Origin of the sequence: Bacillus sp. 205(2023), assembly GCF_037027485.1 — a bacterium.
GTDB lineage: Bacteria > Bacillota > Bacilli > Bacillales > Bacillaceae > Bacillus > Bacillus halotolerans.
The window spans coordinates 612,875-637,902 of sequence record NZ_JAXCHF010000001.1 but is presented as its reverse complement, the minus strand read 5'-3'; the positions used below and the strand labels follow the sequence as shown (position 1 = coordinate 637,902).

At 42.7% G+C, this 25,028-nt stretch carries 30 protein-coding genes and 1 other RNA gene; 23 read left to right on the top strand and 8 right to left on the bottom strand.

Annotated elements, in window-relative coordinates:
• Positions 1-74 precede the first annotated feature (74 nt).
• The 7 genes from WA325_RS02945 (at position 75) to WA325_RS02915 (ending at position 5,337) form a co-directional block, all read left to right on the top strand.
• Positions 75-245, top strand: coding sequence for a YpmA family protein (locus WA325_RS02945; protein WP_003225588.1), 171 nt, complete (start codon positions 75-77; stop codon positions 243-245).
• 8 nt (positions 246-253) lie between these two features.
• A complete protein-coding gene (tseB, locus tag WA325_RS02940; protein ID WP_024121839.1) occupies positions 254-739 on the top strand; it encodes a cell wall elongation/penicillin-binding protein regulator TseB in 486 nt (161 codons plus the stop codon).
• A gap of 22 nt (positions 740-761) precedes the next feature.
• On the top strand, positions 762-1,943 hold the full coding sequence (gene aspB / locus WA325_RS02935) for an aspartate transaminase AspB (protein ID WP_024121838.1): 1,182 nt from the start codon (positions 762-764) through the stop codon (positions 1,941-1,943).
• 140 nt (positions 1,944-2,083) lie between these two features.
• Complete coding sequence (gene asnS / locus WA325_RS02930) at positions 2,084-3,376, top strand: asparagine--tRNA ligase (protein ID WP_202852563.1); 1,293 nt, start codon at positions 2,084-2,086, stop codon at positions 3,374-3,376.
• Between the two features lie 93 nt (positions 3,377-3,469).
• Positions 3,470-4,168 carry a DNA replication protein DnaD gene (gene dnaD, locus WA325_RS02925; RefSeq protein WP_044155229.1) on the top strand — a complete coding sequence of 233 codons (699 nt, stop codon included), beginning with the start codon at positions 3,470-3,472 and terminating at the stop codon, positions 4,166-4,168.
• A gap of 18 nt (positions 4,169-4,186) precedes the next feature.
• A complete protein-coding gene (gene nth, locus WA325_RS02920; RefSeq protein ID WP_105954965.1) occupies positions 4,187-4,846 on the top strand; it encodes an endonuclease III in 660 nt (219 codons plus the stop codon).
• Positions 4,843-5,337, top strand: coding sequence for a YpoC family protein (locus tag WA325_RS02915; protein WP_105954966.1), 495 nt, complete (start codon positions 4,843-4,845; stop codon positions 5,335-5,337). Before nth ends, WA325_RS02915 begins: the two co-directional genes overlap by 4 nt.
• A gap of 72 nt (positions 5,338-5,409) precedes the next feature.
• Here the strand turns inward: WA325_RS02915 and WA325_RS02910 are convergent, their stop codons facing one another.
• The gene (locus WA325_RS02910; protein WP_336183187.1) at positions 5,410-8,157 is read right to left on the bottom strand and encodes a PBP1A family penicillin-binding protein; all 2,748 of its coding nucleotides are present in this window, start codon (positions 8,155-8,157) and stop codon (positions 5,410-5,412) included.
• Positions 8,158-8,178: 21 nt separating this feature from the next.
• Positions 8,179-8,799, bottom strand: coding sequence for a Holliday junction resolvase RecU (gene recU, locus WA325_RS02905; protein ID WP_044155259.1), 621 nt, complete (start codon positions 8,797-8,799; stop codon positions 8,179-8,181).
• A gap of 40 nt (positions 8,800-8,839) precedes the next feature.
• Here recU and WA325_RS02900 point away from each other — a divergent pair, with 40 nt between their 5' ends.
• Positions 8,840-9,802 (top strand): DUF2515 domain-containing protein, encoded by a 963-nt coding sequence (locus WA325_RS02900; RefSeq protein ID WP_336183186.1) that lies wholly within the window; start codon positions 8,840-8,842, stop codon positions 9,800-9,802.
• A 25-nt stretch (positions 9,803-9,827) separates the two neighbouring features.
• Here WA325_RS02900 and sspM read toward each other — a convergent pair whose 3' ends face one another.
• Complete coding sequence (sspM, locus tag WA325_RS02895) at positions 9,828-9,932, bottom strand: acid-soluble spore protein SspM (RefSeq protein ID WP_010334703.1); 105 nt, start codon at positions 9,930-9,932, stop codon at positions 9,828-9,830.
• 197 nt (positions 9,933-10,129) lie between these two features.
• Here sspM and WA325_RS02890 point away from each other — a divergent pair, with 197 nt between their 5' ends.
• Positions 10,130-10,375: a DUF5446 family protein gene (locus WA325_RS02890; protein WP_095713163.1), complete on the top strand. Its 246-nt coding sequence runs from the start codon at positions 10,130-10,132 to the stop codon at positions 10,373-10,375.
• Positions 10,376-10,420: 45 nt separating this feature from the next.
• The gene (locus WA325_RS02885) at positions 10,421-10,792 is read left to right on the top strand and encodes a YppE family protein (protein WP_105991747.1); all 372 of its coding nucleotides are present in this window, start codon (positions 10,421-10,423) and stop codon (positions 10,790-10,792) included.
• Positions 10,793-10,827: 35 nt separating this feature from the next.
• Here WA325_RS02885 and WA325_RS02880 read toward each other — a convergent pair whose 3' ends face one another.
• Entirely contained in the window at positions 10,828-11,016 is a 189-nt protein-coding gene (locus WA325_RS02880) for a YppF family protein (RefSeq protein ID WP_105991748.1), read from the bottom strand.
• 187 nt (positions 11,017-11,203) lie between these two features.
• Between WA325_RS02880 and WA325_RS02875 the strand changes: the two genes are divergently transcribed.
• Positions 11,204-11,578, top strand: coding sequence for a YppG family protein (locus tag WA325_RS02875; RefSeq protein ID WP_336183185.1), 375 nt, complete (start codon positions 11,204-11,206; stop codon positions 11,576-11,578).
• A gap of 21 nt (positions 11,579-11,599) precedes the next feature.
• Here WA325_RS02875 and WA325_RS02870 read toward each other — a convergent pair whose 3' ends face one another.
• On the bottom strand, positions 11,600-12,019 hold the full coding sequence (locus tag WA325_RS02870; protein ID WP_095713161.1) for an Hsp20/alpha crystallin family protein: 420 nt from the start codon (positions 12,017-12,019) through the stop codon (positions 11,600-11,602).
• Positions 12,020-12,155: 136 nt separating this feature from the next.
• Between WA325_RS02870 and WA325_RS02865 the strand changes: the two genes are divergently transcribed.
• The 9 genes from WA325_RS02865 to WA325_RS02825 all read left to right on the top strand — a co-directional run bounded on the left by WA325_RS02865 (position 12,156) and on the right by WA325_RS02825 (position 19,530).
• Positions 12,156-12,662, top strand: a complete 507-nt coding sequence (locus WA325_RS02865) for a PTS sugar transporter subunit IIA (RefSeq protein ID WP_336183184.1) — start codon at positions 12,156-12,158, stop codon at positions 12,660-12,662.
• 104 nt (positions 12,663-12,766) lie between these two features.
• Positions 12,767-15,016: an ATP-dependent helicase MrfA gene (mrfA, locus tag WA325_RS02860; RefSeq protein ID WP_105991750.1), complete on the top strand. Its 2,250-nt coding sequence runs from the start codon at positions 12,767-12,769 to the stop codon at positions 15,014-15,016.
• Between the two features lie 16 nt (positions 15,017-15,032).
• Positions 15,033-16,274, top strand: a complete 1,242-nt coding sequence (locus WA325_RS02855) for a ribonuclease H-like domain-containing protein (RefSeq protein WP_336183183.1) — start codon at positions 15,033-15,035, stop codon at positions 16,272-16,274.
• 100 nt (positions 16,275-16,374) lie between these two features.
• Entirely contained in the window at positions 16,375-16,503 is a 129-nt protein-coding gene (locus WA325_RS02850) for a hypothetical protein (RefSeq protein WP_003230707.1), read from the top strand.
• An 85-nt stretch (positions 16,504-16,588) separates the two neighbouring features.
• Positions 16,589-16,816, top strand: a complete 228-nt coding sequence (cotD, locus tag WA325_RS02845) for a spore coat protein CotD (protein ID WP_081638329.1) — start codon at positions 16,589-16,591, stop codon at positions 16,814-16,816.
• Positions 16,817-16,905: 89 nt separating this feature from the next.
• Complete coding sequence (locus tag WA325_RS02840) at positions 16,906-17,451, top strand: DUF1273 domain-containing protein (protein ID WP_024121823.1); 546 nt, start codon at positions 16,906-16,908, stop codon at positions 17,449-17,451.
• A 78-nt stretch (positions 17,452-17,529) separates the two neighbouring features.
• On the top strand, positions 17,530-17,826 hold the full coding sequence (gene gpsB / locus WA325_RS02835; RefSeq protein ID WP_010334692.1) for a cell division regulator GpsB: 297 nt from the start codon (positions 17,530-17,532) through the stop codon (positions 17,824-17,826).
• 66 nt (positions 17,827-17,892) lie between these two features.
• An RNA gene (gene rnpB, locus WA325_RS02830) (RNase P RNA component class B) lies at positions 17,893-18,274 on the top strand.
• 98 nt (positions 18,275-18,372) lie between these two features.
• On the top strand, positions 18,373-19,530 hold the full coding sequence (locus tag WA325_RS02825) for a THUMP domain-containing class I SAM-dependent RNA methyltransferase (RefSeq protein WP_101864421.1): 1,158 nt from the start codon (positions 18,373-18,375) through the stop codon (positions 19,528-19,530).
• Positions 19,531-19,582: 52 nt separating this feature from the next.
• Here WA325_RS02825 and WA325_RS02820 read toward each other — a convergent pair whose 3' ends face one another.
• Positions 19,583-19,735 carry a YpzG family protein gene (locus WA325_RS02820; protein WP_003153548.1) on the bottom strand — a complete coding sequence of 51 codons (153 nt, stop codon included), beginning with the start codon at positions 19,733-19,735 and terminating at the stop codon, positions 19,583-19,585.
• Between the two features lie 161 nt (positions 19,736-19,896).
• On the opposite strand from WA325_RS02820, the gene WA325_RS02815 reads away from it, so the two are divergent.
• Together WA325_RS02815 and WA325_RS02810 are read left to right on the top strand one after the other, a co-directional pair.
• A complete protein-coding gene (locus WA325_RS02815) occupies positions 19,897-20,091 on the top strand; it encodes a hypothetical protein (protein ID WP_024121821.1) in 195 nt (64 codons plus the stop codon).
• Between the two features lie 102 nt (positions 20,092-20,193).
• A complete protein-coding gene (locus tag WA325_RS02810) occupies positions 20,194-22,119 on the top strand; it encodes an ATP-dependent DNA helicase (protein WP_336183182.1) in 1,926 nt (641 codons plus the stop codon).
• A gap of 45 nt (positions 22,120-22,164) precedes the next feature.
• Here the strand turns inward: WA325_RS02810 and kduD are convergent, their stop codons facing one another.
• On the bottom strand, positions 22,165-22,929 hold the full coding sequence (gene kduD, locus WA325_RS02805) for a 2-dehydro-3-deoxy-D-gluconate 5-dehydrogenase KduD (RefSeq protein WP_202852557.1): 765 nt from the start codon (positions 22,927-22,929) through the stop codon (positions 22,165-22,167).
• 1 nt (position 22,930) lies between these two features.
• Positions 22,931-23,758 carry a 5-dehydro-4-deoxy-D-glucuronate isomerase gene (gene kduI, locus WA325_RS02800; RefSeq protein WP_105954976.1) on the bottom strand — a complete coding sequence of 276 codons (828 nt, stop codon included), beginning with the start codon at positions 23,756-23,758 and terminating at the stop codon, positions 22,931-22,933.
• A 222-nt stretch (positions 23,759-23,980) separates the two neighbouring features.
• On the opposite strand from kduI, the gene WA325_RS02795 reads away from it, so the two are divergent.
• The gene (locus tag WA325_RS02795; protein WP_105954977.1) at positions 23,981-25,000 is read left to right on the top strand and encodes a LacI family DNA-binding transcriptional regulator; all 1,020 of its coding nucleotides are present in this window, start codon (positions 23,981-23,983) and stop codon (positions 24,998-25,000) included.
• The last annotated feature ends 28 nt before the right edge of the window (positions 25,001-25,028 follow it).

Here is a 25,028-nt window from a genome sequence, read left to right as displayed (position 1 = left end):
TCTGTGGTACTAGTATGGCGCGTCCTGAAAAGGAGTATGACTAACAATATTTGTTCAATTTGGAGGATGAAAAAATGGAAAGCAAAATCGAAATTCTTTCAACAATTAATGTAGAGCATTCGGATGACCTTTATAAAATTGTAGACACGCTGAATCGGACACTGAAAAGAGATAATCTGATGTTCGGTCTTGCGCTTGATGAAGAAAACAAAAACCAAGCCGTTTTTACCATTTATCGTACGTAGGTGAGAAGATGAGAAAAAAAGCATTAATATTTACCGCCATATTTGGTATTATTTTTTTAGCAGTACTTCTTGTCTCGGCAAACATTTATAAATCAGCCATGGCACAAAAGGAAAAGGGGCACGAAGCAGCAGCTGCTGAAGCGAAAAAAGAAACCGACCTCACCAGCGTTGATCAAGTCGAAACATTTGTCGGAAAAGAAAAGTATTATATCGTAAAGGGAACCGACAAAAAAGGCATCAAATTATATGTATGGGTTCCTGAAGATAAAAAAGCAAAAATTCTCTCAAAAGAAGCAAAAGAGGGAATCACCGAGGACAAAGCGGCGAAAATCATACAAGATGAAGGGCTGGTTTCAAAGCAAAAAGAGGTTCACCTGGCAAGAGAAGGGAACGTCCTGCTTTGGGAAGTAACGTACTTAGACAAAGAAGGGCAATACAGTTTAAGTTATGTGGACTTTACAACTGGAAAGATTCTCAAAAATATCACGCCTTAAGACGAATTAGGGGGAGTTCAAGTTGAAACTGGCAAAAAGAGTATCCGCATTAACACCGTCTACCACACTGGCCATTACAGCGAAAGCGAAAGAATTGAAAGCGGCAGGCCATGATGTCATCGGCCTTGGAGCGGGCGAACCCGACTTCAATACACCGCAGCACATTATTGATGCAGCTGTACGCTCAATGAACGAAGGACATACGAAATATACGCCTTCAGGCGGTTTGGCTGAATTAAAGAACAGCATTGCAGAGAAATTTAAACGTGACCAGAATATTGAATACAAACCGTCTCAATTGATTGTCTGTACTGGTGCCAAACATGCACTGTATACCCTTTTCCAAGTGATTTTGGATGAAGGAGACGAAGTGATTATCCCAACGCCGTACTGGGTAAGCTATCCGGAACAGGTGAAACTCGCTGGCGGTCAGCCTGTTTATGTGGAAGGGCTTGAGGAAAATCACTTTAAAATTTCTCCTGAGCAGCTGAAAAAAGCGATTACAGAAAAAACAAAAGCAATCGTTATTAATTCACCAAGCAATCCGACTGGCGTTATGTATACGGAAGAAGAGCTGGCCGCGCTTGGCGAAGTATGCCTTGATCATGACATCCTGATAGTATCTGACGAAATTTATGAAAAACTTACATACGGCGGAAAAAAACACGTTTCTATCGCACAGCTGTCTGACCGTTTGAAAGAGCAAACGATCGTCATCAACGGCGTATCAAAATCACACAGCATGACAGGCTGGAGAATCGGTTATGCGGCTGGAGCAGAAGAGATCATCAAAGCGATGACAAACCTTGCAAGCCACAGCACGTCAAATCCGACATCTATCGCACAATACGGAGCGATTGCCGCATACAACGGACCTTCTGAGCCAATGGAGGAGATGAGAAAAGCATTTGAGCATAGATTAAACACGATTTATGATCAGCTCGTTGAAATCCCGGGCTTCAGCTGTGTGAAGCCGGAAGGTGCTTTTTACTTATTTCCGAATGCAAAAAAAGCAGCTCAAACTTGCGGTTTCAAAGATGTAGATGAATTTGTCAAGGCGCTTCTTGAAGAAGAAAAAGTCGCGATTGTTCCAGGTTCCGGATTCGGCTCTCCTGATAATGTCCGGTTGTCCTACGCGACATCATTAGACCTTCTAGAAAAAGCGGTGGAACGAATCAAACGTTTTGTAGAAAAACATAGCTAACGGATCAGAAAGCGGCTGACAAAAAGCCGCTTTTTATCTGCATTGACCCGGTCAGTTAAGACCGGGTATAATAAAGTGATGATAAAAGAGTTCGCGGGGCAAAAGCTTCCGAATGTCTTCTTGTTTTGGAGGGAAATATTTTGAAAACAACAATCAACCAAGTGTACAAGCACGTAGGTGAGGAAGTAACGATCGGAGCTTGGGTCGCTAATAAGCGTTCAAGCGGGAAAATCGCGTTTTTACAGCTGAGAGACGGTACAGGTTTTATTCAAGGTGTCGTTGTAAAAGCGGAGGTTGAAGAAAGCATTTTCCAAACGGCTAAATCTGTGACGCAGGAAACGTCACTCTATATAAAAGGAATTGTCAAAGAGGACGAGCGTTCTCCGCTTGGTTATGAATTAGCTGTGACAGATATTGAAGTCATTCACGAAGCGACTGATTATCCAATTACGCCAAAAGAACACGGTACGGAATTTTTGATGGATCACAGACACTTATGGCTTCGTTCAAAGCGTCAGCATGCGATCATGAAAATCCGTAATGAAATCATTCGCGCGACTTACGAATTCTTTAATAACGAAGGCTTCGTAAAAGTAGATCCGCCGATTTTGACTGGAAGTGCGCCTGAAGGAACAACTGAGCTCTTTGCGACAAAATACTTCGATGAAGATGCTTACCTTTCTCAAAGCGGACAGCTGTACATGGAAGCTGCGGCGATGGCATTAGGAAAAGTATTCTCCTTCGGACCGACGTTCAGAGCAGAGAAATCTAAAACAAAACGTCACTTAATCGAATTCTGGATGATCGAACCGGAAATGGCGTTTGTAGAATTTGAAGAGAACCTTCAAGTACAGGAAAATTACGTTTCTTTCATCGTGCAATCGGTTCTTAAGAACTGCAAAATTGAATTAAACACACTAGGAAGAGACACGTCAAAACTTGAGCAAATCAAAGCGCCGTTCCCAAGAATTACGTATGACGAAGCGGTTGATTTTCTGAAAGAAAAAGGCTTTGACGATATCGAGTGGGGAGACGATTTTGGAGCGCCTCATGAAACAGCGATTGCCGAGCACTATGACAAACCGGTTTTCATCACTCGCTATCCGACGTCCTTAAAACCGTTCTATATGCAGCCGGCATCTGACCGCGAAGATGTAGTGCTTTGCGCAGATCTGATCGCGCCTGAAGGCTACGGAGAAATCATCGGCGGTTCTGAACGGATTCACGATATGGAACTTTTGGAAGCGCGTCTTAAAGAACATGGACTGGATTCTGACGCATATAAATGGTATGCTGAACTTAGAAAATATGGATCAGTTCCACATTCCGGATTCGGCCTTGGATTAGAGCGTACAGTAGCTTGGATCAGCGGAGCGCCTCACGTACGTGAAACAATTCCGTTCCCAAGACTGTTGAACCGTCTGTATCCGTAATACATTTAAATGAAACAAAAAAAGAGTCTCCTGCAAGGGAGACTTTTTACAGTAAAGGGGAAAACACTATCCTTTACAGTAAGAGGTGTAACGATGAAAAAACAGCAATTTATTGATATGCAGGAGATGGGGATGTCGACGATCCCCAATCTTCTGCTGACCCATTATAAACAGCTTGGACTTAACGAAACAGAACTGATTCTGCTGTTGAAAATCAAAATGCATTTAGAAAAGGGATCTTATTTTCCTACACCGCATGAACTGCAGGAAGGCATGACGATTTCTGTTGAAGAATGCACGAACAGATTGCGTATGTTTATCCAAAAGGGTTTTCTGTTTATTGAGGAAGGCGAAGACCAAAACGGCATCAAGTTTGAGAAATATTCACTCCAGCCTTTATGGGGCAAGCTCTATGAGTATATAGAGCTTGCACAGAATCAAACACAAGAAAGAAAAGCAGAAGGGGAACAAAAAAGCCTTTATACGATTTTTGAAGAAGAGTTTGCAAGACCGTTATCTCCTTTAGAGTGTGAAACGCTGGCCATTTGGCAGGATCAGGATCAGCATGATGCACAGCTGATTAAACACGCTTTAAAAGAGGCTGTATTATCAGGAAAACTCAGCTTCCGCTACATTGACCGGATTTTGTTTGAATGGAAGAAAAACGGGCTGAAAACAGTGGAGCAGGCCAAAATCCACAGCCAAAAATTCCGGCGTGTTCAAACAAAACAGAATGAACCGCAAAAAGAGTATAAGAGGCAGGTTCCTTTTTACAATTGGCTTGAACAATAAAGTGAAAAGGTGACAATCGTGTTAAATCTAAAACAAATTGAATTCTGTTTAGAGAAGATAGGCGACATGTTTCCCCACGCGGAGTGTGAACTTGTTCATTCCAATCCCTTTGAATTAGTGGTGGCAGTCGCTTTATCTGCGCAATGTACAGATGCACTTGTAAACAGGGTGACCAAAACATTATTTCAAAAATATAAACGGCCGGAAGACTATTTATCTGTTTCTCTGGAAGAGCTTCAGCAGGATATCAAATCAATCGGTCTGTACCGTAATAAAGCAAAAAATATTCAAAAACTGAGTAAAATGATTATTGAAGATTATGGCGGAGAAGTACCGAAGGACCGTGATGAGCTTGTGAAACTCCCAGGAGTTGGCCGGAAGACCGCCAATGTTGTCGTATCTGTTGCCTTTGGCGTACCGGCCATTGCAGTGGATACACACGTCGAGAGGGTCAGCAAGCGTCTGGGAATCTGCCGGTGGAAGGATTCGGTGCTGGAAGTCGAAAAGACACTGATGCGCAAGGTTCCTAAAGAAGATTGGTCCGTTACCCATCATCGTCTCATATTCTTCGGAAGATACCACTGTAAGGCACAATCGCCGCGCTGTGCGGAATGTCCATTGTTTTCTCTGTGCAGAGAAGGGCAGAAGAGAGATAAAAAAGGGCTGGTGAAACGATGACGGCAGCGAATGAATTGTTAGCTTCTTATGAGCAATATTTGCGCAGTCTAGGACACATTGACTTCTCTGATATCAAGGAACCATTAAGGATTAATCCTTTGTATTTTGACTTCTGCGAGACCACGCAAGACATATTGCCATGGGAAAACAGCGGCAAGTACGTTCCGTATCTATTTCAAGTGTGGGAAGAGACAAAAGAATCACTTCTCCCTGTATTTCAAACAAGAAAGTCCAGATGCGACCAAAACGACATGCTTAAAGGTATTGTATGTTTACTGGCTTCATTTCATTGGACAGCGGGTGAGCGGGTGATATCGCTGAATTGGTCAGAACTGACAAAGAAATCTTTTCCGGCTAAGCCGATTAATTGGGATGAACGAGTGGAGTTCATTTTGCTGAAGCCGACCCAGTACCATTGCTTTATCCAGCTAGATGAACTTTTTACAGAAATGAAGAAGCATTTCTATAAGCATCACGCGATGAAACGATAAAACCTCCCCTAAAAAGGAGGTTTTTTTTTGCAGAAAAAAGCCACCACCTTTTAAAGGGTGATGGCTTTGTCTTTAATTCGTTTTTTCAGTTGATGATGAATTCGTTTGTGTATTGTCAGATGTATTTGTTTTGTTTTTATCTGGATTAGATCCTGATGAATCATCCGTTGAGTCACCATCTGACGCGTCCTCTTCTTTGCGGCCGTTGTTATTGTTGCTGTTATCGTTAGATGGGTCTTGGTTGCTGTTGTCAGACGGGTTGGTGTTCGTGTTGTCTTGTTTTTTGTCTTGATCGTTTGTTGAATCATCTGTCTGATCTTGATCTGTCTGACTGTCATCTGTTTGAGTATCATCAGTTTGTGTGTCATCCTGAGTCTTCTCATCATCTTTATTTTCATCATCCGTTTGCTGCTGGTCTTCTTTATCTTCATCCTCTTCGGCTTTTGGCACTTCATAGGATGTCGACGCTGAACTTTTGCCATCATCACTGACGGCTGTCACTTCGAATTTGTATACAGAGCCTGGCTGCACGCCCGAAATGACTGCTTCTTTTGCAGAGCTGTTTTGAACTTCAGAGTAGCTGCCGCCATCAACAGATTGCTTAACAGCAAAGGTAGCATCTCCGTCGTACTTCCAGCTTAATGTCAATGATTGATTGTCTTTATCATATTTCACACTTAAACCAGACAGTTTTGCTGTTTCTTCTTTCTCTTCTTTCTCATATGTTTTAGAAACAGTAGAAGGAGATGTACCTTTTACAAAGTACTCTGTGACCTTTTTATCGCTTGGCGTATTCGGCCCTGCCAGTTTTGCTGGATTAGAGCCTTTTTCCACAGTCGCTTCCACTACGCTATCAGGTTTTTCAAATGATCCGCTTCCGTCATCGACTTGGGCAATGAGCTTTGCAAATAGACGTTTTGCGACTTGCTGTTCTGTAGAATTTAAAGATTTTTTCCCTAACTTGTTTTGTGAATCTACACCTGTCCATACAGCAGCAGTGTACTGAGGTGTATACCCGACAAACCAGGAATCAGGCACACCGCCAGGGGCGATATTGTATTTTTGTATTGTATCTTCATCAAAGTTTGTTGTTCCTGTTTTACCGGCTACCTCGACTCCAGGTACTTGTGCAAGCTGTCCAGTACCTGTCTTAACAGCTGTTTTCAGCATATCTGTAATCATAAAGGCTGTATAATCGCTCATTGCTGACTTTGATTTCGGTGTTAAGTCAAGCTTTGTTCCATCGTTAAATTCAATAGACTTCACAAAATGCGGTTCATTATACGTTCCGTTATTTCCAAATGCGCTGTATGCTCCTGCCATAGTCAGTGAAGAGACACCAACATTTCCTTTTCCAAATCCTCCGATAGAATACGATTCATACACTTTTTCCTTATTTAAACCGAGTCCCAATCCGTTAGCAAAATCCACTGCAGTGTCTTTTCCGACTGCTTGGAATGCTTTTAAAGCTGGGATATTACGGGACTGTGCCAGTGCTTCCCGCATGGACATAGGCCCTTTATATCGACGGTCAAAGTCGCGGATAGGTGTTCCATCTGAATACGTATAAGCTGAGTCATCAATTTGCTCGTAAGTGGACCATTTTTTATTTTCAATAACTGGTCCGTAGTCTAGGATTGGTTTTATTGTAGAACCAGGCTGAGTTTTTCCTTGAGTGGCATAGTTGAAGCCCCCAACTGTTGAATTTCTTCCGGAGCCGATTGCCCGGACTTCACCAGTTTTTGTGTCAAGAAGCGAAACGCCGCCTTGCATTCCTTCAGTAAATCCGACAGTATCCCCATCCATTAATTCATCTAAAGTGTCTTGTGCTTTTGTATCCAGTGTTGTATAGATCTTTAATCCGTCAGCAGATGGATCGACATCAGATTTTTCATCTATTTCTTTCATGACTTCATCGACAAACGCGCTGTATTTGTTTGAGTTTGTTTTTTCATATTCCTTCTGTGAAACAACGCCTTCATCTTTCATCGCCACTTTTTTGGCTTTAGTATATTGAGAATCAGAAATAAATCCTTGCTTTTTCATCAGGCTGAGTACAATGTTCCGTCTTTTTTCCGCTTTATCAGGGTTTTTAACCGGATTGTACGCTGTAGGGCTTTGCGGCATACCCGCAAGTGTCGCAGCCTGTTCCACAGTCAATTTGCTTAAATCAGTGACGCCGAAAAATTCTTCCGCCGCTTTTCCGATTCCGTAAGCTCTAGGAGAAAAATAAATTCGGTTTAAATACATTTCTAAAATTTCATCTTTAGAGTAATTGCGCTCCAGCTGAATTGAAAGCCACACTTCCTGTACCTTCCGTTTCAGCGTCTTTTGATGGGACAGAAGGGAGTTCTTAACGACCTGCTGGGTTATCGTACTTCCGCCTTCAGCTCCGAAGCCGTCTTTAAAGTTGGCGACAAGGGCACCTCCGATACGGACAGGGTCAATCCCGTGGTGTTCGTAAAAACGTGCGTCCTCTGTCGCGATAAAGGCTTCTTTTACGACATCAGGTATTTCATCTATCGAGACGTAGGTTCGCTTTTCGGCACCTACTTCTGCGACTTCTTTTCCGTTTTTATCATAAATAGTTGAAGAATAAGGCGTCTTCAATTTGTTTTCGTTCAGTGATGGCGCATCTGAAACCATGACGGCAAATGTTACGGCGCCGCCGACTACACCCAGGATAAACAAAATGAGTAAAGTGAATAGCGTCTTTTTAAACAATCCGCCTTTTTTTCGTTTCTTGCCTTTTTTCGGTGAAGGGCTCGACTTGCTGTTCGCTTTACGTCGAGCTTCACGACTCGTAAATTGATCTGACATAACATCTCAACCTTTCGTTAATCAACCTTTCGCACTAGATGATGGCGAAAAATAAAGCTGCTCAATAATACTAATATAATCAATTCTTGGCGCGTATCCAAGAGAAATCGGATAAGCTGCTTCCTCTAACTCATCTTTTCGAATTGATTTTCTGCCGTTTTTTTCTTTTCTTTCCCAGAAATAAAACAGCCTATCGGCTTCTAAAAAATAAACCTGGCCGAAAGCGGATATAATAACAAAACAAATACCGTCTTGAGCCGTTACCTGCTTCATATGCTCAATTTGATGGTCATGGAAATTCTGCAGGGGGAAAGAGGTTTTGTTTTTTGTCTCTTTCGCCTCAAAGTCAATGTACCGCCCTTTATAAATTCCGTTATAATCTGTTGTCGATGATTGTTTAAAATAGGCTTCTTTTATGACTGCAGCGCTTCTTTTTGGATAATGGACATTTACAATTTGAACAGGTGTCGGCTTTTTGTGTATCACGGCAATTTGGTTTGTCAGATAATACTTATTCGTTTCGTTTAAGTCATCTTCGAGGGTCATTCCGCGATTACTGTAAGATGGCGCTCTTTTATGACTGTTTTGGGATGAAACCGGATGTTTCGGCTGAAACGTTTTTCCGTTAGGATACCGAATCACTTTCTCATCCTCCTTATTAAACTATTAGTGACGGAAGTGAATGAACGTGCAAGAACAACAGGCCATCAGAAAGCTTCTTCGCCGGATTGAGCGGCAGACGGCAGTCAAAAACGCCGATAATATTTCAAGAACGAATGCTTATAAAGCATTCTATGACCGTCATCCGGAAATTAAATGGTCGCTCTTAGCTTCCTTCGTTTCACGCAATGCCGGCTGGTCAATGACTGATTTAAAGGGCAGTCTGTTTCAGCTTGGTCTGCGTGAGTCACAGCAAAGGTGGTTCTTTTTGGCCTACGAGAGAGCGAATTGGCTCATCTTTTCAGATGCCTATCCGCAGCTTCTTTTGTACCACTGGTCTGTAAAAATCGGGAAGCCCCTGTTCAACTATCTGCAATTGTTTGGCGTATCACAATTTATGACAGAAGAGTGGATCCGGTTTTGGCATGAACGAAACACGGAGCGGCTCATGTATGCTCTCATTATAAATGAACAAAACACTATCCAAACACCTATTATACAAAATCCTTCGTTCAAAAAGAACGTTTTTGGCACGATTCCTTTTTATTTAAGTGACTGGTTTCATTTCAACACCGTTATTTTTCCTTCTTCAGACGGCATTCTTTACGGTATTACGGCCAAGCGTTTTTCTAAAACCGAAGAAAGGATAAGGCTTGGAAAACAGCTGTCACAATTGCTGTTCAGTCCGGAACTGTTTTCTTCTTTTTATGACTTTTTGCACACAGTGCCGCATACAGGCTCCCGTTTTGATATGGAACAAATGATCGGAATCACAAAAAGGACATCTCCTATGCTAAGGACATGCTACCCTGAATTAACTCACTCATTAGACGGAAAGAAAACAGATTGGTTTCATGGAAAGATAAAGAAAGGCCTCTTTGCGCGGGAGGCATTGCCGCGGCAGATAGAATTGACTGACTGGTATGTAAACAAAAAACGTCAGCTGCATGCGCTCTTTGCGGTGGAGCATTGGCTGAAGAAATAAAAGAAGCAAGGAATTTCCTTGCTTCTTACGTAGAAGGACGGTTCGGGCCGCCTAGTTTTTTATCTAAAGAATCAACTGCTTTTGATTCCGTCTTTTTTTGCTGGCCGGCTTTTTTCGGTCTAGATTTCATACGGCACCTCCTCACAAGTATCGTGTGCATTAAGCGTGAGGATCATACAATTTTTGCGTGTCTTTTTGTCGAAAACTTCAGCTTTTCGTGGAATACCTGTTTGTTTGGCGATTTGCTTCTAGTTTTGTCATGCGGAAGGATTGCGCCGTACGAGCAAAGAATTTAACCGAGAGAGAAGAGTAAAGGGAGGAACACAAATGTCCGGTTACGTAAGCAAGACAGATATTCTCCGAATGCTTTCTGATATAGAAACTGAAATAAACTGTGCTGAACAGAGCCTTAGCCGTTCTATAGATGTATTCGAGGCTGAAATGCGTGAAACGGAGGACGAACGTTTGAGTGTTCTGGAAGAAGAAATCATGGATCTTCATATATGTATAAACGAGCTGTACCGATCCCCTCAAGAGAGGTATGCTGTGGACAAGGTATACCGTATCGGCTGAATTTATGAGCAAAATTTGGTACGATAAGCTTTGAGGTGAAGGATGTTGCAACCACAAACATTGCTGAAAGTTACCGAGCAAATGATTGAAGCCGCTGAAACAGGTGCTGCACGATATCAGGAAGGGAAAGAAAATAACCATTCGTACGATTTTTTTGAGACGATAAAGCCTGCTGTGGAGGAGAATGATGCCCTGGCAGCTCACTGGGCGGAAGGGGCGCTTGAATTTATAAAGGCTCGCCGCCCGAAATATGTGCATGCTGAGCAGATAGAGACCGCAAAAGATAATTTCCTGGAATTGATTCTTCAATCATATGTTCATCATATTCATAAAAAGCGATTCAAAGACATCACTGAATCAGTCATTTACACATTGCAGACAGTGAAGGATGAAATTGCAAGTGAAGACAGCCAATAAAGGCTGTCTTCATTTTTATTATAGGGGGCCGGACATTAACTCAACTCATATGCCGGGCTTTCTGCTCCATTTGCTTCCAGAACCTTCATACTGTTACGAAATTCAGTTGCGTTGAGGTGTCCTTGAATATAGAGGAACTTGGCAAAGTCCATCAGTTTATTCACACAGTCTGTTTCATATTTCTTCATTTCTGCAAAACGTTTGCTTAAGTATGATACGTTCATTATGGTGCATCCCCTCTCATCTGTATTGAAAATATGGTATCATAATGATTCGACTTTTTTCTGTTTTTAAAAAATTTAAACTTTCGACACAATTTGACAAACACGCTTGATGGCATCAGACACAAACAAAAGAAATGATTCATACATATATAGGAGAGAAACTGTTGAGTTTAGGGGGGAAATCGCAATGAAAAGGAGACCTCAAAACGATCCTCGGCAATTGGGTTATTATTATCCTCAGCAAGTGCAGGGATATTATCAGCAGAATGCGCCTGTTCATTCTGAACAGTACGTTCCGCAGCATTACGGACAACAGGAGTTTTATCAGCCGTATATTCCGCCTCAGTCTATGCCTATGCAGCCGCCGGTATTTCCTAATCCTTATCCTATTCCGAGACCGAATCAGCAGCAGCCTTCACAGGTTCAAAGTATTATGTCACAATTCAAAAAAGCAAACGGGCAGTTGGACTTTAATAAAATGATGGATACGACAGGCCAAGTCATGAGTGCCATGAATCAAGTCGGCTCATTAATAAAGGGATTTACCAGCTTTTTCAAATAACAGAAGCATGAATGAATCAAATCATTCATGCTTATTTGTTGGGAAGAAAAGCGTCATTGTCTGCTCACTCCATGACGTTACCATTTCTTCCTGGTGGACCTCATAAGGCAGCTGTACGGTTCTTGTCATGCTTGTTAATGTGGAGGCGTTTTGCTCCTTCTGTTTTTCCTGAAGCGTTACATGGAGGTACCGGGACTTAATGTCGATGAGAATCTCGCCGTCTCGAAACGTTGCTGGAATTGTGATATCAACATACAGCCCGTCATCACTTTCTCTGACGTCTATCGTTGTCTGTACATCTTTGAAACTAGAGTCGATCAAGTTTTGAAAACCATGTAAAAGATTTCCTAATGCAGAAGACTGAAACAGATGGTCCATTGCTTGATTGATGATCTCTTCTTTCTTAGACAATTCATTCTTTTTGTCATCTTTACATTCCAAATGAGCCACCGCCTTTTTTTATCAGACTATGCGTTTGTGCCGGATGTTGTTATAAATTGAAGCGAAATTGAAAGTGTGGTTAAATAGGTGGTGAATGAAGGGATAACGGTTGATGAATTGGAAGGGAGATAACACATTGCTGAAAAAATTATTCGGAATGGGAAAATCAGAGGAAAAAATTTCGGAAGAGGTCATCTATTCTCCGGCAGACGGGACGGTAATGGATCTGACAGATGTGCCGGATCCTGTTTTTTCACAAAAAATGATGGGCGAAGGAATTGCAGTTGAACCCTCTAATGGTGAAATTGTTTCACCTGCTGAAGGTGAAGTGATTCAGCTGTTTCATACAAAACACGCCGTGGGCATCCGGACACGTACGGGAATCGAGCTGTTAATTCACGTCGGATTAGAAACCGTAAATATGAATGGAGAAGGATTTACTGCTCACATTAAAGAAGGTGACAAAGTAAAGGTCGGCGACCCGCTCATCACGTGTGATTTGGAGTTAATAAAAGAAAAAGCGAGCAGCACAGTCATCCCAATCGTCATTATGAATGGGGAAGCTGTGGAAACAATAGAGCCTGCAGGCGAAAAGGCTGCACACAAAGGCGAAACAAAGCTGCTCACAATAAGAGCGAAATAAGCAGGGCGGATGCCTTGCTTTTTTGTTGTCCGATTGTATAAAATTTGCACCTAGCCATGCAAACAAATATTCGGTAAACTGTACTTGATAAAGAGGTGTAAAGAATGAAAAAGAAATCACTGACTGAACTCATTTCTGAATTGAAAGGAAATGAAAACGTTGTGAACTGGCATGAAATTGAGCCTCGTGAAGCAAGGACAAGACCGATGCCTGAACGTATAGATGAGAGACTCAAAACAGCCCTTTCCAAAAGGGGAATTGATGCCTTATATACCCACCAATATGCCGCTTTTCAATATGTGCAAAAAGGTGAAAGCATTGTAACTGTAACGCCTACGGCATCCGGGAAAACATTATGCTACAACCTGCCTGTCCTGCAATCTATCGCTGAGGACGATACAAACCGGGCGTTATATTTATTTCCTACTAAAGCGCTGGCCCAGGATCAAAAAAGTGAGCTCAATGAAATCATTGATGAGATGGGCATTGATATTAAAAGTTTTACATATGACGGAGATACATCTCCGGCGATCAGACAAAAAGTCAGAAAAGCAGGGCACATTGTGATTACAAACCCTGATATGCTCCACTCGGCAATTCTTCCGCATCATACAAAATGGGTGAGTCTGTTTGAAAACCTTAAATATATTGTGATAGACGAGCTGCACACGTATCGCGGTGTATTCGGAAGCCATGTGGCAAATGTAATCCGCCGGCTGAAACGGATCTGCCGATTTTATGGAAGTGACCCGATCTTTATTTGTACCTCGGCAACGATCGCGAATCCGAAGGAATTGGGAGAGCAGCTGACCGGAAACTCAATGAGGCTGGTTGATGACAACGGTGCGCCAAGCGGACGGAAGCACTTTGTATTTTATAATCCGCCAATTGTTAATCAGCCGCTTAACATCAGAAAAAGCGCAACAGTAGAAGTAAATGAGCTGGCGAAAGAGTTCCTGAAGAACAGAGTGCAGACCATTGTATTTGCCAGAAGCAGAGTCCGTGTCGAAATTATTTTAAGCCATATTCAGGAACTGGTGAAAAAAGAGATCGGGGCAAAGTCTATCAGAGGCTATCGGGGAGGATATCTTCCAAAAGAACGAAGAGAAATCGAAAGAGGACTGCGAGATGGCGAAATTCTTGGGGTTGTCAGCACAAATGCGCTGGAGCTCGGGGTTGATATCGGTCAGCTGCAGGTCTGTATCATGACCGGTTATCCCGGAAGTGTGGCAAGTGCGTGGCAGCAGGCGGGAAGAGCCGGCAGAAGACACGGTGAGTCCTTGATTGTCATGGTGGCTAATTCAACGCCGATTGACCAGTATATTGTGCGCCATCCTGAATACTTTTTTGACCGTTCGCCGGAATCGGCAAGAATCAACCCAGAGAATCTAATTATTTTAGTTGATCACTTAAAATGCGCTTCTTATGAACTTCCTTTTAAAGCCGATGAAGAGTTTGGGCCGCTGGACGTCAGTGATATTCTCGAGTACCTTCAGGAAGAAGGTGTTCTGCACCGCAATGGGGAACGTTATCATTGGGCAAACGAATCGTTTCCTGCTTCCAATATCAGTCTGCGTTCGGCTTCACAAGAAAATGTGGTCATTGTCGATCAAACGGATATTGCGAATGTGAGAATCATCGGTGAAATGGATCGGTTTAGTGCGATGACGCTTCTTCATGATGAAGCGATTTATTTGCATGAAGGCGTGCAATTCCAGGTGGAAAAGCTTGATTGGGATCATAAAAAGGCTTATGTCAGAAGAGTTGATGTGGAATATTACACGGATGCCAATCTGGCAGTCCAGCTGAAGGTGCTGGAAATTGACAAAACAAAAGAGAGGAGCCGTACATCCCTACATTACGGCGATGTTACGGTAAATGCATTGCCCACTATTTTTAAAAAGATTAAGATGACTACTTTTGAAAATATCGGATCAGGCCCTATCCATTTACCGGAAGAAGAACTCCACACGAGTGCGGCTTGGCTTGAAATCAAAACAATTGATGAAGACATTGGAGAAAAGACACTCGAACAGCTGCTTCTCGGCATATCGAATGTTTTGCAGCATATTGTCCCTGTGTATATTATGTGTGACCGAAATGATGTCCATGTCGTTTCGCAAATCAAAGCTGCCCATACCGGTTTGCCAACGGTATTTTTGTATGACCATTATCCGGGCGGAATCGGCTTGGCAGAGGAAGTCTTTACACGGTTTGCTGACATTAATGAAGCGGCTAAGCGGCTGATAAAACAATGTCCTTGTCATGATGGCTGTCCGTCTTGTATAGGTACTGAAATAGAAGGAATTAAAGCCAAGGAACGAATTTTGCAGCTGTTGGACCAAATGTCATAAGGAAAGGAGGTTAGGCATGTCGTTAAAAGGAAAACTCCAGCGTATGAAAAAACATATGGTGCTGGAGGAAGCAGAACACAAGATAGAAGAGAATGGAACCTCAGACATTCGCTCTGATATACCGTTTCTTAAAGAGTGGGAGGCTTATGGCGTGAAGCCTTTCTTCTTTGAGGATGAATACTGTTTGATCAGGGAAGTAGAATATCCGCTCTCCCATCGGCACGGACATTACTGTTTTTCCGAGCTTGATGAAGTCATCGCGTTATGGAATAAAAGCAGCCTGTCGCATACACTATCTGCAAAAGGATATGAAAACAACAGCCTCTTTTTCTTTGATACAGAAACAACAGGTCTTGGCGGTGGAGCCGGCAATACGATTTTTTTGCTCGGCCATGCAAGGGTATATAAAGATCAAGTGGTAATCAAACAGCATCTTCTGCCCAAACCGGGGAATGAAGTCGCCTTGTATCAGAGCTTTTTAAGCGAGGTTGATATTACATCACTTGTTACCTACAACGGAAAAGCTTTTGATTGGCCGCAGGTAAAAACAAGGCATACACTGATTCGTGACAGAGTTCCGAAGCTCCCGGAATTCGGACATTTTGACCTCTTGCATGGAGCAAGGCGTTTGTGGAAGCACAAAATGGAACGCGTGTCGCTTGGCTCAGTTGAAAAAGAAGAGCTCGGCGTACGCAGAAAAGAAGACACCCCGGGCTATTTGGCACCGATGCTGTACTTTCATTTTATTAAGGCACAGGAACCGGATCTTTTAAAGGGTGTGCTGCACCATAATGAGATGGATGTGCTGTCGTTAATTTCACTGTACATTCATATGTCAAAGAAAATTCTTTCCGCTTCTGATATGCCAAAAGAGCATGATGAAGCTTACGCAATGGCGAAATGGTTTATGGTCCATAAGGAAACAGGCCAAGCAGTCAATCAGCTTGAAAGACTTAAAGAAAAGTCATTTGAAAATAAAGACAGAGCCCTTTTAGATTTATCAATGCTGTACAAAAAACAAAACCGCCTAGAAGATGCAGTCCCGCTTTGGGAGAAACTATCTCATTCTCAGCACCAGAAATGCAGGTACACTTCAGCGATAGAGCTTGCGAAATATTTTGAGCATAAGAAAAAGGAATTCGGGAAAGCTTTACATACAGCTGAACAATTACTTGCCGATGAGGCGTCCTTATCAGAAAAAGAAACGGAAAATCTGCACGTGAGAATTGCCCGTCTGAAGAGGAAATATTCCTCTTGAATATTCCCCGGGAAAGCGCAAAAGACGACTTCTTTCGCCATGAAATTTTTTTGCTGGATTCACATCGATTTTGTTGTAGAATACCGGCGAATCCTGTAAAATGACGTTAGTTATTTTTAAAGGGAGAGTTGGTATGTATAAGGGTGTTTTTTATTTGTTCTTCGTCGTTGTGTTTTTGATTGCTTTCGTATTTTCAAACTTTAAAGACAGCTTAATTGCACACTTTTAAAATAGGTCTTTGCATCAGAACATGTACCCTCTATTTTTCATAGCTTAGTATTGTAATAAAGTTTATGGAAAGGGGATTTTAAATCATGCATCACTGCAGACCGCACATGATGGCGCCGATTGTCCATCCTACTCATTGCTGTGAACACCATACGTTTTCAAAAACAATCGTGCCGCACATTCACCCACAGCACACAACAAACGTAAATCACCAGCATTTCCAGCACGTTCACTACTTTCCACACACTTTCTCAAATGTTGATCCGGCTACGCATCAGCATTTTCAAGCAGGAAGACCTTGTTGCGATTACTAGTATGGAAACGTGCAGCTTGATGGTGTAAACCAACGCAGCACATCAAATGGGGCCCAATGGGAGCCCCATTTTTTAAAGCAGGTGAAAAGATGAAAGTATTAGCGATAACAGGATATAAACCGTTTGAACTCGGGATATTTAAACAGGATGACAAGGCGCTGTATTACATAAAAAAAGCCATTAAGAACCGGCTGATTGCTTTTTTGGATGAAGGATTAGAATGGATTTTAATCTCAGGGCAGCTTGGAACAGAACTCTGGTCGGCCGAAGTTGCATATGATTTGCAAGAAGAATACCCTGACTTAAAGGTTGCTGTCATCACACCATTTTACGAGCAGGAAAAGAACTGGAAAGAGCCGAATAAGGAACTGTATGAAGCTGTTCTGGCCCAGGCGGACTACGAGGAAAGCCTGACTCATCGTCCGTATGAAAGCCCGCTTCAGTTCAAACAAAAAAATCAGTTCTTCATTGATAAGTCTGACGCGCTTATGCTTTTATATGACTCTGAAATGGCAGGTTCCCCAAAGTATATGCTTGAGACAGCGGAAAAAAGACGCGAACAGGATGGCTATCCGATCTACTTTATCACAATGGATGATCTGAGAGTGACAGTAGAGGAAGACAGCTTCTCATAACAAAGAAAGAGAAATTTGACAATCGTCCAGATTTCTGAAAAAATATAAGATGATGATTCACGATACGAGGTGAAAAAGATGCTTGCTGATAAAGTAAAGCTTTCTGCGAAAGACATTTTGGAAAAAGAATTTAAAACAGGCGTTAGAGGTTACAAACAAGAAGACGTTGACAAATTTTTAGATATGATCATTAAGGATTATGAAACCTTCCATCAAGAAATTGAAGAACTGCAGCAGGAAAATTTGCAGCTGAAAAAACAGCTTGAAGAAGCCAGCAAAAAACAGCCAGTGCAATCAAACACAACGAACTTTGATATCTTAAAACGGCTGTCTAACTTAGAAAAGCATGTTTTTGGCAGCAAGCTTTATGATTGATCTGCGCTTGAAAAAAATGGCGCTTGTAAATGACAATCAGTTGTTATATAATAATTCATGTTCTTAACGTTCGGGTAATCGCTGCAGATCTTGAATCTGTAGAGGAAAGTCCATGCTCGCACGGTGCTGAGATGCCCGTAGTGTTCGTGCCTAGCGAAGTCATAAGCTAGGGCAGCCTTGATAGGCTGACGGCAGGAAAAAAGCCTACGTCCTTTGGATATGGCTGAGTATCCTTGAAAGTGCCACAGTGACGAAGTCTCACTAGAAATGGTGAGAGTGGAACGCGGTAAACCCCTCGAGCGAGAAACCCAAATTTTGGTAGGGGAACCTTCTTGACGGAATTCAACGGAGAGAAGGACAGAATGCTTTCTGTAGATAGATGATTGCCGCCTGAGTACGAGGTGATAAGCCGATTGCAGTACGATGGAACAAAACATGGCTTACAGAACGTTAGACCACTTAAATTAAATGATGAAATCAAGCTCTCCCGTATAAGGAGAGCTTTTATCTTGATGAGAGAAAAGTTTTAAAAGACAGGGTGATACGATGAAGAAGTATACACTAATTGCAACAGCGCCGATGGGCATTGAAGCTGTAGTTGCAAAAGAAGTTCGTGACTTAGGATATGAATGCAAGGTTGATAACGGAAAAGTTATCTTTGAAGGAGATGCGCTTGCGATTTGCCGTGCGAATCTTTGGCTGAGAACGGCGGACCGCGTAAAAGTTCAGGTTGCTACATTTCAAGCAAAAACATTTGATGAGCTGTTTGAAAAAACGAAAGCGGTTAACTGGCGTTCATTTATACCGGAGAACGGGAAATTTCCTGTCATCGGTAAATCCGTTAAATCAACACTTGCAAGCGTTCCCGACTGTCAGCGGATCGTCAAAAAAGCGATTGTTGAAAAGCTGAAGCTGCAGTCCGGCAAAGCCAATGACTGGATCGAAGAAACAGGCGCCGAATATAAGGTGGAAATTTCTTTATTGAAAGATCAGGCGGTTATTACACTTGATACGTCAGGGACAGGCCTCCACAAACGGGGATACCGCGTGGATCAGGGAGGCGCGCCCATTAAAGAAACGCTTGCTGCCGCTTTGGTGCAATTAACAAATTGGACTCCGGACCGTCCATTTGTCGATCCTTTTTGCGGTTCCGGAACGATCGCGATTGAAGCCGCATTAATTGGCCAAAATATTGCCCCGGGATTTAACCGCGATTTTGTCTCAGAGGATTGGGAGTGGATCGGTAAAGATCTGTGGGACAAGGCACGTCTTGAAGTCGAAGAAAAGGCAAATTATGATCAGCCGCTTACGATTTTCGCCAGTGACGTAGATCACCGAATGGTGCAAATCGCAAAAGAAAATGCAGAGGAAGCGGGACTGAGCGAATTAATCGAATTTAAACAAATGCAGGTAAAGGACTTCACTACAAAACATGAGTTTGGCGTGATTGTCGGAAATCCGCCGTACGGAGAACGTCTCGGAGAGAAAAAAGCTGTCGAACAAATGTACAAAGAAATGGGACAGGCGTTCGAGCCGCTTGATACGTGGTCTGTGTATATGCTGACTTCAAATGAAAATTTTGAGGAAGCATATGGAAGAAAAGCAACGAAGAAACGAAAGCTCTTTAATGGATTTATTAAAACGGATTACTATCAGTACTGGTCTAAAGTAAGACCTCAGCGTAATAAAACGGAACACGCATAAAAAGAAGACGCTCTGGATGCGTCTTCTTTCATCTTTCAGCCATATTCTATCGTTACCAACGGTGCGCTTTCGCGTTACTTCTTAATATAATGTTGGTTTGGGACATTTCGGTGTGACCGTTTACTTGAGACTTAGAACGTTTAGGCCGCGTCCAATTGTGATGAAACAGTTCAGAATGCTGATCTAATCGGTCTTTATAACTCATGTCAACATCACTCCCTGATAGAATATTGTTGATAAGACGGATAGTCCATGACGGAGTATCGGATGTAGTTTGTGCACATTTCAGTGATAACATGCGGAAAGCATGTATATAAAATGAAAAGTTCGCATACAATGATGATTATTTCAATTAGAGGTGATCTCATGCTGAACAGCGAACATTTTAATCTCATTCAAAGGGCGCTTGACGCAACCGCAAACGAGCTGAAGGAGCTCAGAGCTGATGATGCGTCTCCGTCTGTGATTTCACATGCGCAAAATAATTTAGAAAAAGCGGTGGAACATATTCATTCAACAGACCATCCTTTTTTATCCTCGCATGTGATCAACCGAAAGTAAGTCACAAAAAGCTTGGCACTGCCAAGTTTTTTTATTGTATTCAGCGGCGGGAAATGATAATATTGATGGTCTGAATGCCGAATAGTTGGGGGTTGGAACTGGGTGACAACATCACGTTTGCCTTTTTCTTTAACGAAAACAAAGAATTTTTATGAAGAATTGAACAATTGGATTGGTGACGTGTTTTACGATATTCTTCCCGAAAAAGGGTTTGATCTTCGAGATGAGCAAGTGTTCATGGCTTTTCAGCTGGAACGGGCGTTTAAAGAGAAAAAAGTCATGTTTGCCGAAGCCGGAGTAGGAACGGGGAAAACACTTGTTTACCTTCTTTTTGCGATCAGCTATGCAAGATATGTCGGAAAACCCGCCATTATCGCTTGTGCTGATGAAACGTTAATCGAACAGCTTGTGAAAAAAGAGGGAGACATTTCGAAACTGGCTGAACATTTGGATCTTAAGATTGACACAAGGCTATCGAAATCACATGAGCAGTATCTATGCTTGAAAAAGCTTGAAAAAACAATGCAGCGATCTGATGATGAAAAGTGGCTTGATCTTTATGAAGCTTTACCGTCATTTGTCCATGAGTCACAGGCCATGCAGCGGTTTTATCCGTATGGTGACCGAAAGCAGTACGCTAACCTTTCGAATGAAGAATGGTCGCAAGTAAGCTACGACTCGTTTCAAGATTGCCTGACATGTGATATGAGACATAGATGCGGCTTGACGCTATCAAGAGATTATTATCGCAAGTCAACAGACTTGATCATTTGTTCTCATGATTTCTATATGGAACATGTATGGACGGAAGAATCGCGCAAACGGGAGGGACAGCTGCCGCTGTTGCCTGATCATAGTGCGGTTGTATTTGATGAAGGGCATCTGTTAGAGTTTGCTGCGCAAAAAGCATTGACCTACAGAGTCAAGCAATCAACTCTCGAATTATTTTTAGAACGTTTGCTTCAAAATGACATTAGAGAAGAATTTGCTGAATTGATAGAAGACGCACTTGCGGCAAACGACGAATTTTTCTATGTTCTTTCTGAAGAATCAAGAGAAGTTGCCGGGTCGCACCGTTTGGAAATAAAGAATGATCAGCGGGTCAAAAAGGCGGCGGACGAGCTGTGCCGTTTGCTTGATAAAATTGGTGAAGCACTCGTATTTGAGTCAGAAATGTACACCATTGATCAATACGAGCTGTCAGTCGTAGAGGAATATGTTGAGCAAATGGCGTATTCACTATCTTTATATCAAAAGGATGCGATCAGCTGGCTGGAGCAAAAGGAAGCGGAATCCACTTTTGTCGTGATGCCGAGAACAGTAGCAGAAGTGCTTGGCGAGAAAGTGTTTTCAAAGAAAATTCCGTATATCTTTTCTTCTGCAACGCTGTCAGAAGGCGGTTCGTTTGACTATATTGCGGACAGTCTGGGGATTCACGATTACTTATCGTTAACGGTTGATTCTCCTTATGATTATGACGAACAAATGACCGTTACCCTTTATGGGAAAACAGAAATGAGCACAGAACAAAAAACAGCTCAAACAATAGAGACAATTAAGCACTATAAAGGCAGAACGCTGGTGCTCTTCCCGTCTTTTGAGGAATTAAACGAGTTTAAGGAGCTCGCAGCTGCTTGGGAGCTGCCGTATCCGATTTACTTTGAAGGCGACGAAGAAATCAGCAGCTTAGTAGAAAAATTCCAAGGGGAAGAGGAAACGGTTTTATGTTCAGTTCACCTATGGGAAGGGCTTGATATTCCTGGTGACGCATTGAAGAATGTCACGATCTGGTCACTGCCGTTTCCGCCTCATGACCCTGTATTTACGGCAAAACGCAACAGTGCGAGAAAAGACCCGTTTGAAGAGGTTGACCTTCCGTATATGCTGTTGCGAGTGCGGCAGGGGATTGGCCGTCTGATTCGCTCCAATCAAGACAGCGGCTCGATTCATATTTATGCGGGCGGAGAAAATGAACGCATCATTGATGAAGTGAAAAAGGTCTTACCTGTTGAACCGCATATGATGTAATCACAAAAAAGCTGATGATCCATGATCATCAGCTTTTTCATTTTGTCAGCGCGCAAGCCAGCCGCCGTCTACTGCTAAAATATGTCCATTGACATAATCAGAAGCGCGAGATGCAAGAAAAACAGCCGTCCCGCCGATATCATCAGCTTTGCCCCAGCGGCCGGCAGGAATCCTTTTTAAAATGTCTTCATTTCGCTTTTCATCATCCCGGATAGGCTGTGTATTGGCAGTTGATATATAGCCAGGCGCTATCGCGTTAACTTGTACGCCGGAAGCGGCCCACTCATTTGCAAACGATTTTGTTAAACCAGCAACGGCATGTTTGCTTGCTGTATAGGCTGGAACTAGAATACCGCCTTGAAAAGAGAGGAGAGAGGCAATATTGATTACCTTCCCATGGCCTCTTTTCAGCATGTGTCTGCCCGCCAGCTGGGTCAGGATAAACAAGCTGTTTAGGTTCACATTCAGCACGTTATGCCAATTCTCTTCAGCGAAAGTGTCCGCTTTTTCCCGGTGAATAATCCCGGCGTTATTGACAAGGATGTCGATTTGCTGTGTTTCAAACAGTTCAGCCGCTGTATCCTTTATTGCATCAGGCTTACTCATATCCAATGTAAAGGAAGTGAATGTGCGGCCTTCTTGTTCCACAAGCTGCTGTGTTTCAGAGAGGCTGCTTTTATGTGATGTGCCGATAATATCAGCACCGGCGCCTGCCAGCGCTTTGGCGATTCCTTGGCCGATTCCCGTACCCGGCCCTGTCACCAGTGCCGTTTTTCCTTCTAATGAAAATGCCTCTTGCAGATAACTCATCTTATTTCAGCCCATCCATCGGCACAAGATCCATGTCCGTAAATGTGTAGTTTTCACCAGCCATCGCCCATACAAAACTGTAGTTAGATGTTCCTGCGCCAGAATGAATGGACCAGGCAGGAGAAAGGACAGCCTGCTCGTTTCCGACGACAAGGTGGCGTGTTTCATCCGGCTGACCCATGAAGTGAAAAACCTTCGAATCCTTCTCAAGATCAAGGTAGAGATAAGCCTCCATCCGGCGATCATGAACGTGTGCCGGCATGGTGTTCCAGTTATTGTTTTCGTCTAGCATCGTGATCCCCATCATCAGCTGACAGCTTTGAATGCCATCTTGATGAATGACTTTGTACAAGCTTCTTACATTTGATGCTGCTGCGTCACCGAGCCGGTCCGGTGTCAGTTCAGAAAGAGCGGCTTTTTGCGTCGGATAGCTTTGATGCGCGCCCGAGGAGACGAAGTAAAACTTTGCTGTTTCTCCGTTTAGGCTTTTAAATGCTACATCCTGATTGCCCATCCCGATATATAGAAAATCCTTTGTTTGAAGCACATATTCATCATCGCCAACTTTAACCGCACCAGGCTGACCGACGTTAATAATACCGATTTCACGCCGTTCCAGAAAAAAGTCCGTTTTAAGAAAGTCTCCGGCATCAAGCTTCAGTTCGTTCTGTCCGGGTGCTGCACCGCCTATCACAACGCGGTCTTCATGGGAGTAATACATGGTCAGCTTATTTTCCGTAAATAACGTATCCAGTAAAAAATGACTGCGAAGCTCCTCGGTTGTAAAGCGTTTTACTTGTTCAGGGTGTACAGAGTAACGATTTTTCATTGGATTTCCCCCTTGGTTAGGATTTCAGCATCACTTGAATGAAATTTTTTGGTAACGGTTTCAAAGAAAATTTTAGGATAAATAGAGAAAAGAGTCAACGGAAATTTTGTGAATAAGCACATTATTAAAAAAATACTTTTCAATTTTAAAAAATATGGTATTCTTGTGTTGTAACGGTTTTGAAATCGGTTTCAAATTATAAGACGATACAGGAGCACTTGAATGAAAAAGAAAACAACAGGCCATATCACCATCAAAGACGTAGCTGAATTTGCAGGAGTATCAAAATCAACCGTTTCTCGTTATATTAACGGGAAAATTGACGCAATTTCTCCTGAAAAGGTAAAAAACATAAAAAAGGCAATCACTGAATTGAATTATCGGCCGAGTAAAATGGCACAAGGTTTGAAAATAAAAAAAAGCAAATTAATCGGATTTGTTGTTGCCGACATTACAAATCCCTTTTCAGTCGCAGCATTTAGGGGAGTTGAAGAGGTTTGTGATCAATATGGCTACAGCATAATGGTGTGCAACACTGATAACAGTCCTGAAAAAGAACGGGAAATGCTGCTAAAGCTCGAAGCACACTCTGTAGAAGGGCTGATTTTGAATGCAACCGGGGAAAACAAGGATATTTTATATTCCTTTGCCGAACAGCAGGTGCCGACAGTATTAATTGACCGCAAATTGCCGGATCTGAAACTGGATACCGTAACGACTGACAACAGAAGGATAACTGAAGAGATCCTTCAGCAGATTTACAGCAAAGGGTACACAGATGTCGCGCTGTTTACCGAACCGATTGCATCCATCAGCCCCCGGGCGGAAAGAGCGGCTGTTTATCAGGAGATTGCTGCGGTGCGAAATGTGAATGGACTCAGGCGAATGTATGAAATTGACGTCAAAGACAAAGAGCAGCTTGAGAAGGCGCTGCGTTCTTTTATGAATGAGATGCCTGAGCAAAAAAAAGCGATTCTTGCTTTAAATGGGTTGATTATGCTGAAAATTATTAGCTGTATGGAAGAAATAGGGCTGCGCATTCCCGAAGATACAGGGATTGCCGGATTCGATGATACGGAATGGTATAAACTCATCGGCCCGGGCATTACAACAATCGCCCAGCCGTCACATGATATGGGCAAGACGGCGATGGAACGCGTATTAAAAAGGATTGAAGGTGACGAGGGAGCGCCTCAAACCATCGAATTAGAGGCAAAAGTCATCATGAGAAAGTCACTTTAATCCAAGGTGCCCTCAACTAAGGGGAGGT